This window comes from Micromonospora palythoicola, assembly GCF_036689795.1.
In the GTDB taxonomy this organism is placed as follows: domain Bacteria; phylum Actinomycetota; class Actinomycetes; order Mycobacteriales; family Micromonosporaceae; genus Micromonospora; species Micromonospora palythoicola.
The window spans coordinates 1-7,845 of the sequence record NZ_JBAGKI010000116.1 but is presented as its reverse complement, the minus strand read 5'-3'; the positions used below and the strand labels follow the sequence as shown (position 1 = coordinate 7,845).

The following is a 7,845-nucleotide window of genomic DNA, read 5'->3' as shown; positions in this document are numbered from 1 at the left end:
TCGCGGCCGCGTTGCCGCCCACGGGGGCGGAACTGGTGGTCTGTGAGGGGCGTCGGCGGCTGGGGGCGTGGGGGGACGCCCCGACGAGTGGCGGCCGGTACCGGCCGCCACTCACCGCCGTGCGATCAGCCCCGCGGGACCGGGCGGGTCAGAGCGGACGGACGTTGTCCGCCTGCGGGCCCTTCTGCCCCTGGGTCACGTCGAACTCGACCTTCTGGCCCTCACCCAGCTCGCGGTATCCGCTGGACTGGATGGCCGAGTAGTGCACGAAGACGTCGGGCCCTCCGCCGTCCTGCTCGATGAAGCCGAAGCCCTTTTCGGAGTTGAACCACTTCACGGTGCCGGTTGCCATGCGTACTCTCTCCCTGTTCCATGCGGGCGACCGCTGGCTTGTTCGCCGGTGATCGCCCAATACCTTCCCGACAGTAACCGGTGAATAGCGGATTTGCCGGGCGAAGCGCCTCAGGTGATGCGGCGGATGGCGCCGACGCGGCGCGGGATCGGGGTTCACCCTCAGGGGCGCCGTCGCGAGATAGGGGAGGAAACCCGATGTCCGCGGTGGCGGACAGGCCCTAGCGTACGAGACATGATGGACCAGTTGGCCCAGGTCGGAGAGCTTCCCGTGGTGGCGCTGATGGCGGTGCTCGGGGTGGTCATGCTCTTCGACGCGGTGCCGCTGTTCGGGGTCCTGGTGCCCGGTGACGTGGCGGTGCTCGCCGCCGTGGCGGTCGGCACCCCCACCACCGGGCTGGCGACCTTCGTCGCCGTGGTCACCGGCTGCCTCACCGGCTGGTCGCTGAGCTTCCTCGTCGGCCGCCTGTGGGGCGACCGACTGCGGCACAGCCGCTTCGGCGGGTGGGTCGGCGAGACGCGATGGGCGGCGGCGGAGGGCATCCTGCGCCGCGACGGCGGCCGACTGGTGCTGATCGCGCCCTTCCTGCCGGTGTTCAACGCGCTGCTGCCGCTGGCCGCGGGCGGGCTGCGCATGTCGTACCGGCGGTTTCTCGGGTTCGCGGCGCTCGGTGCCACCGGCTGGACCGGCCTCTACCTGGTGGTGGGTACCGCGTCGCGGACACTGGCCGGGCTGCTGCCCGCCGGCGCGAGTCCACTGCTGGTGACCATGGCCGGCGGACTGCTGCTGGCGGCCCTGGTGCTGCTCGGCACCCGGCGACGGTTGCGCGCCGTCACCCGCTGACTCCGTCCCGTCCGCACGGCCGTCCCGGTCCGGCGGTCACCAGCCGCGGGCGCGCCACTCGGCCAGGTGGGGGCGTTCCGCGCCGAGCGTCGAGTCCCGGCCGTGCCCGGGGTAGAACCAGGTCTCGTCGGGCAGCCGGTCGAACAGCTTGTGCTCGACATCGTCGATCAGCGCGGCGAACCGCTGCGGGTCCTGGTCGGTGTTGCCGACCCCACCGGGGAAGAGACTGTCGCCGGTGAACAGGTGCGGCACGCCGGCGGGGTCGCGGTAGAGCAACGCCACCGAGCCCGGGGTGTGGCCCCGGACGTGGATGACCTCAAGGGCGCAGTCGCCGACCGGCACCACGTCGCCGTCGGTGAGGGTCTGCGCCTCGATCGGCAGCCCCTCCGCGTCGTCGGCGTGCACCAGCGCGCGGGCGCCGGTCTTGGCCACCACCTCCTCCAGCCCGACCCAGTGGTCCATGTGCTGATGGGTGGTCACCACCGCGGCGAGGCCCGCGTCGCCGACCAGCTCCAGCAGGCGGGGCGCCTCGTTGGCGGCGTCGATCAGCACCTGCTCACCGGTGCTGCCGCAGCGCAGCAGGTACGCGTTGTTGTCCATCGGACCGACCGACACCTTGGTGATGGTCAGCCGGTCGAGTTCGCGTACCGCCGGCGGACCGCCGGGGGTGACTTCTCCGCTGTAGGTCATGGCTTCCTAGATCCATTCGGGTGGGCGGGGCAGCTGTCCGTCGGGGGTGACGGTCAGGGTCGTGCCGGGGTCGCGACCGGTCAGCCACGCGGCGAGTTCGGCGGCCGAGCCCGCGACGACCGGTGCCTGCACCCGATCGCCGAGCACCAGTTCGTGGCCGCCGCCGTCGAAGCGCAGCACCATCGCCGGTACGTCGCCGCGGTCGGCGAAGCCGCTGGTCACCTCGTGCAGCAGTCGGTGACCGAAGTCCGGCGACCAGTCCGTGTGCCGGTATCCGGCGGCCAGGTCGACGTGGTGGACCTCCAGTTCCCGCAGCCGGCTCCAGACGAGCAGGGCCGCCGGCCGCGAGCCGTGCCGGGTCTCCACGCTGGCACCCCACGCCGACACCGGCATCGCGGCGACGGCCTCGGCGAACCGGTCCGCGCTGCGCCGCAGGTCGTCCAGGTGCTCCTCGGACGCACGCGCGGCACCCGCCTCGATGTCGGCGGTCCGGGCGGCGGCGCTGGCGTACATCGGGATCCGCTCGCCGGTTCGCGCCGAGGTGAGCAGGTTGACGAAGCCGTCGGCATTGCGGCAGACATGGGTGAGCACATGTCCTCGGCTCCACCCCGCGAGCAGGGACGGCGCGGCGAGATCGGCGGCGTCGAAGGTGGCCGCCGTCCGCAGCAGACGCGCCGTGGCGTCGTCCACGTCGCCGGTCAGCAGCAGCGGATCCAGTGTCACGGTGCTGACCCTAGTGGCCCGCGCCCACCGCGTCGCCGGGGAATTCACTTCCGGCGTGGCGCGGCCCGACCTACCGTCTGTGCAGCGACCCCCTCGGCCCGGACGCTGCACCGCTGTCTCGTGGTCCGGTCACCGGCGGGGTCGACCAGGTTCGTGCGCGGCGCCGGAGCGGAGGAGGTGGTGGTCGTCATGCCGGTCACCGCACCCGTGTATCACCCGCACCGACACTGAACGAGGAGCCATGACCATCTCGTTGACCGCCCTGGGCTGGGACACCGACCGGGCGGCACAGCTGCGACGCATCCGTACCGACAACCGTCCCGGCCGGGTGGCCCGCGTCGACCGGGGCGTCTGCACCGTGCTCACCGAGGACGGGCCGGTGCGCGCCTCGACCGGCGGAGCCCTGCTGGCCGCCGCCGTCGGCGACGCCACCCGGCTGCCCGGCGTGGGCGACTGGGTGCTGTTGTGCGCCTGGCCCGACGGGCGGACGACGGTGCAGGCGGTGCTGCCCCGCCGTACCGCGTTGATCCGGCGCACCGCCGGTAAGGACGCCGGTGGTCAACTGCTGGCCGCCAACCTGGACGTGGTGGCCGTGGTGGAGCCGGTGCACCCGGCACCGGACGCCGCCCGTATCGAGCGACTGCTCTCGCTGGTCCACGAGTCCGGTGCCCGGCCGCTCATGGTGCTGACCAAGACCGACCTGGCGGCCGATCCGGCGGCGGTGGCGCGGCAGCTCGCGGCCCTCGCGCCCGGCGTGCCGGTGCTGCCGGTCAGTGCCGAGCGCGGCACCGGGCTGGCGGCGCTGCGCGCCGAGGTCGGTGCGGGCCGCACCCTCGGGCTGCTCGGTCCCTCCGGCGCCGGCAAGTCGAGCCTGGTCAACGCGCTCGCCTCGGCGGTGGTGATGCCCACCCAGGCGATCCGCCGGGTGGACGGCAAGGGTCGGCACACCACCACCTGGCGGGCGTTGGTGCCGCTGCCGGGCGGGGGTGCCGTGGTGGACACGCCCGGGGTGCGGGCCGTCGGCCTGCTCGACGGCGCGGCCGGGCTCGACCGGGCCTTCGCCGACATCGCCGACCTGGCCGCCGACTGCCGGTACGGCGACTGCGGGCACGAGGCCGAACCCGGCTGCGCGGTGCGCGCGGCACTCGACGACGGAGTGCTGACCGCCCGCCGCTACGAGAACTGGCGCCGGCTGCAGCGGGAGATCAACCACGAGACCCGTCGCCGCGCCACCCGCCCCACCCGCGTGTCGCGCACCACCCGCCGTACCCCCCACCCCCACTGACCCCACCCCCATCCGGGCGCGATCATGCAGTTGTGGTTGTCGGTACCGGGCGGTTTGCCCGTCTTGTCAGGTGCCAGAACTGCATGATCGGCGCAGGTGGGTGGGGGCGGGGTGGGGAGGTCGGTGGGTGGGACGCGCGCGGTGGGGAAAGTTGTCGGAGGGCGGGTCTACAGTTGCCGGGGCGCACTCTCCGCGCCGACACAACCGCTGGGTTCACCGCAAAAGCGGACAGATCTTCCTCTACGTTCTCACCCGGGAGTACACGGACCGTGGCCGACCGTTTGATCATCCGTGGCGCACGCGAGCACAACCTGCGTGACGTCAGCCTCGACCTGCCCCGGGACGCCCTCATCGTGTTCACCGGGCTGTCCGGGTCGGGCAAGTCGAGCCTGGCCTTCGACACGATCTTCGCCGAGGGGCAGCGCCGGTACGTCGAGTCGCTGTCGTCGTACGCCCGGCAGTTCCTCGGCCAGATGGACAAGCCGGACGTCGACTTCATCGAGGGCCTGAGCCCGGCCGTCTCCATCGACCAGAAGTCCACCTCGCGCAATCCCCGCTCCACCGTCGGCACGATCACCGAGGTCTACGACTACCTGCGGCTGCTCTTCGCCCGGGTCGGCGAACCGCACTGCCCGGTCTGCGGCGAGCGGATCTCCCGGCAGAGCCCGCAGCAGATCGTCGACCGGGTGCTCGCCATGGCCGAGGGCACCCGCTTCATGGTGCTCGCGCCGGTGGTGCGGGGCCGCAAGGGCGAGTACGTCGACCTGTTCGCCGAACTCCAGGCCAAGGGGTACGCCCGGGCCCGGGTCGACGGGGTGGTGCACCAGCTCACCGACCCGCCGAAGCTGAAGAAGCAGGAGAAGCACACCATCGAGGTGGTGATCGACCGGCTCAGCGTCAAGCCCAGCGCCAAGCAGCGGCTGACCGACTCGGTCGAGGCGGCGCTGGGGCTCTCCGGTGGTCTGGTCCTGCTCGACTTCGTCGACCTGGCCGAGGACGACCCCGACCGGGAGCGGCGCTACTCCGAGCACCTGGCCTGCCCCAACGACCACCCCCTGGCGATCGAGGACCTGGAGCCCCGGGTCTTCTCCTTCAACGCGCCCTACGGCGCCTGCCCGGAGTGCACCGGCCTCGGCACCAAGAAGGAGGTCGACCCGGAACTGGTCGTTCCCGACCCGGAGCGCAGCCTGCGTGAGGGTGCGATCCAGCCCTGGGCGACCGGGCACAACCTGGAATACTTCCTCCGCCTGCTGGAGGCGCTCGGCGAGGCCGAGCACTTCGACGTCGACACACCGTGGCGGGCGTTGCCGTCGCGGGCGCAGAAGACCATCCTGCACGGCTCCGACGACCAGGTCCACGTGCGCTACCGCAACAAGTACGGCCGGGAGCGCTCGTACTACACCGGCTTCGAGGGCGTGGTGCAGTGGATCGAGCGCCGGCACTCCGACACCGAGAGCGAGTGGTCGCGGGAGAAGTACGAGGGCTACATGCGCGACGTGCCCTGCGCGGCCTGCGGTGGCGCCCGGCTCAAGCCCGAGGTGCTCGCGGTCACCCTGGCCGGGCGCAGCATCGCCGAGGTATGCAACCTGTCGGTCGGCGAGTGCGCCGACCTGCTGGCCGGCATCGAGCTGACCGACCGGCAGAAGCTGATCGCCGAGCGGGTGCTCAAGGAGATCAACGCCCGGCTGCGCTTCCTGCTCGACGTCGGGCTGGACTACCTCTCCCTGGACCGCCCGGCCGGCACCCTGTCCGGCGGTGAGGCGCAGCGCATCCGGCTGGCCACCCAGATCGGCTCCGGTCTGGTCGGCGTGCTGTACGTGCTCGACGAGCCGTCGATCGGCCTGCACCAGCGGGACAACCACCGGCTGATCGAGACGCTGGTGCGGCTGCGCGGCCTGGGCAACACGCTGATCGTGGTCGAGCACGACGAGGACACCATCCGCACCGCCGACTGGATCGTGGACATCGGTCCCGGTGCGGGCGAGCACGGCGGCCGGATCGTGCACAGCGGCTCGGTGCCGGCGCTGCTGGAGAATGCCGAGTCACTGACCGGGGCGTACCTGTCCGGCCGGCGGGAGATCCCGACGCCCAAGGGCCGTCGCCCGCAGACCCCCGGGCGGGAGCTGGTGGTGCACGGGGCCCGCGAGCACAACCTGCGCAACCTGACGGTGGGCTTCCCGCTCGGCCAGTTGATCGCCGTGACCGGGGTCAGCGGCTCGGGCAAGTCGACCCTGGTCAACGACATCCTGTACGCGGTGCTGGCCAACCAGATCAACGGCGCGCGGCTGGTGCCGGGCCGGCACACCCGGGTCTCCGGCCTGGAGCACGTCGACAAGGTCGTCGGTGTCGACCAGTCCCCGATCGGCCGCACCCCGCGATCCAACCCGGCCACCTACACCGGCGTCTGGGACCACGTGCGCAAGTTGTTCGCCGAGACCACCGAGGCCAAGGTCCGTGGGTACGGCCCCGGACGGTTCTCGTTCAACGTCAAGGGCGGTCGCTGCGAGGCGTGCTCCGGTGACGGCACCATCAAGATCGAGATGAACTTCCTGCCCGACGTGTACGTGCCGTGCGAGGTCTGCAAGGGCGCCCGGTACAACCGGGAGACCCTGGAGGTGCACTACAAGGGCAAGACCGTCTCCGACGTGCTGGAGATGCCGATCGAGGAGGCGGCCGAGTTCTTCTCCGCCATCCCGGCCATCCACCGGCACCTCAAGACGCTCGTCGACGTGGGGTTGGGCTACGTCCGGCTGGGGCAGCCCGCGCCGACCCTCTCCGGCGGCGAGGCGCAGCGGGTCAAGCTCGCCTCGGAGTTGCAGAAGCGTTCGACCGGGCGGACGGTCTACGTGCTCGACGAGCCGACGACCGGCCTGCACTTCGAGGACATCCGCAAGCTGCTGCTGGTGCTGGAGGGGCTGGTCGACAAGGGCAACACGGTCATCACGATCGAGCACAACCTGGACGTGATCAAGAGCGCGGACTGGCTCATCGACATGGGTCCCGAGGGCGGCCACCGGGGCGGCACCGTGCTCGCCACCGGCAGCCCGGAGGAGGTCGCCGAGGTCGCCGAGAGCCACACCGGGCAGTTCCTGCGTACCGTCCTCAAGCTCGACGGCGCGGCTAAGGGTGCCGTGGCGGCCACCGCCCGGGCGGCGAAGGCCAACGGTGGCCGGGCTCGCGGTGGCCGCAAGGCCGCCACCGCCGTGCGCTGACCGACCGGTCGAGGGTGGACGGGTGGCCGGTGGGGTGCCTGACGATCCCCGCTGGTCCACCCGGGTGGCCGATCGGGTGAACCGACCGGCAGAGTGGTGCGTGTAGGGGAAAGTAGCCACAGATCATGCACCGGAGTCACCGACGGAGGGGCGAGGCATGAGCGAGCGCAACGGAGCACTGGCATGAGCGGGGAGCAGGTGCCGGCCGGGCCTGACGTGCGTACCCGCCGGGCCCTGCTCGCGGGGGCGGGGGCGGTCGGCGCGGCGGCGGTGCTGGCCGCCTGCGGCGGTGAGGACGACGGCGGTGCGGCACCGAGCCCGGGGCCGCAGATCACCAACACCGGTGACGCCGGTGGCGGGGACCGGGAGGGTGCCCAGTCACTGGCCCGCACGACCGACATCCCGGTCGGCGGCGGCGCGGTCTTCGCCGCCCAGGGCGTGGTGATCACCCAACCCACCGCGGGGGAGTTCAAGGGGTTCGACCCGGTCTGCACCCATCAGGGCTGCCCGGTGTCGAACGTCGACGGCGGCACCATCAACTGCACCTGCCACGGCAGCAAGTTCTCCATCGAGGACGGCTCCGTCAAGGCCGGTCCGGCCACCACCCCGCTACCGGCCAAGGACATCAAGGTCGACGGCGATCAGATCGCGTTGGCCTGAGTCGGCCGTGCGACGGTCGGGGGGGGGGGGGGGGGGGGGGCGGCCGGGCCCCCCCCCCCCCCCGGGGGGGAGCCCCCACA

At 72.2% G+C, this 7,845-nt stretch carries 7 protein-coding genes; 4 read left to right on the top strand and 3 right to left on the bottom strand.

All coding sequences use genetic code 11. From position 1 onward, the window contains the following. Positions 1 to 148 precede the first annotated feature (148 nt). Positions 149 to 352 (bottom strand): cold-shock protein, encoded by a 204-nt coding sequence (locus tag V5O40_RS27480; RefSeq protein WP_164448301.1) that lies wholly within the window; start codon positions 350 to 352, stop codon positions 149 to 151. 234 nt (positions 353 to 586) lie between these two features. On the opposite strand from V5O40_RS27480, the gene V5O40_RS27475 reads away from it, so the two are divergent. Next, on the top strand, positions 587 to 1,195 hold the full coding sequence (locus V5O40_RS27475; RefSeq protein ID WP_332908146.1) for a DedA family protein: 609 nt from the start codon (positions 587 to 589) through the stop codon (positions 1,193 to 1,195). Between the two features lie 36 nt (positions 1,196 to 1,231). On the opposite strand, the gene V5O40_RS27470 is transcribed toward V5O40_RS27475, so the two are convergent. Further along, the gene (locus V5O40_RS27470) at positions 1,232 to 1,885 is read right to left on the bottom strand and encodes an MBL fold metallo-hydrolase (RefSeq protein WP_332908145.1); all 654 of its coding nucleotides are present in this window, start codon (positions 1,883 to 1,885) and stop codon (positions 1,232 to 1,234) included. Between the two features lie 6 nt (positions 1,886 to 1,891). Continuing rightward, the gene (locus tag V5O40_RS27465; RefSeq protein ID WP_332908144.1) at positions 1,892 to 2,608 is read right to left on the bottom strand and encodes a maleylpyruvate isomerase family mycothiol-dependent enzyme; all 717 of its coding nucleotides are present in this window, start codon (positions 2,606 to 2,608) and stop codon (positions 1,892 to 1,894) included. 241 nt (positions 2,609 to 2,849) lie between these two features. Between V5O40_RS27465 and rsgA the strand changes: the two genes are divergently transcribed. From rsgA to V5O40_RS27450, 3 genes are all read left to right on the top strand, one after another. Next, positions 2,850 to 3,893, top strand: coding sequence for a ribosome small subunit-dependent GTPase A (gene rsgA, locus V5O40_RS27460; protein WP_332908143.1), 1,044 nt, complete (start codon positions 2,850 to 2,852; stop codon positions 3,891 to 3,893). 269 nt (positions 3,894 to 4,162) lie between these two features. Then, positions 4,163 to 7,105, top strand: coding sequence for an excinuclease ABC subunit UvrA (gene uvrA / locus V5O40_RS27455; RefSeq protein ID WP_332908142.1), 2,943 nt, complete (start codon positions 4,163 to 4,165; stop codon positions 7,103 to 7,105). Positions 7,106 to 7,288: 183 nt separating this feature from the next. Further along, positions 7,289 to 7,765, top strand: a complete 477-nt coding sequence (locus V5O40_RS27450; RefSeq protein WP_332908141.1) for a Rieske (2Fe-2S) protein — start codon at positions 7,289 to 7,291, stop codon at positions 7,763 to 7,765. Positions 7,766 to 7,845: the final 80 nt, after the last annotated feature.

Coding starts and splice junctions, on each gene's coding strand:
- V5O40_RS27480 (WP_164448301.1), bottom strand. CDS start 352: ATGGCAACCGGCACCGTGAAGTGGTTCAACTCCGAAAAGGGCTTCGGC.
- V5O40_RS27475 (WP_332908146.1), top strand. CDS start 587: ATGATGGACCAGTTGGCCCAGGTCGGAGAGCTTCCCGTGGTGGCGCTG.
- V5O40_RS27470 (WP_332908145.1), bottom strand. CDS start 1,885: ATGACCTACAGCGGAGAAGTCACCCCCGGCGGTCCGCCGGCGGTACGC.
- rsgA (WP_332908143.1), top strand. CDS start 2,850: ATGACCATCTCGTTGACCGCCCTGGGCTGGGACACCGACCGGGCGGCA.
- V5O40_RS27450 (WP_332908141.1), top strand. CDS start 7,289: ATGAGCGGGGAGCAGGTGCCGGCCGGGCCTGACGTGCGTACCCGCCGG.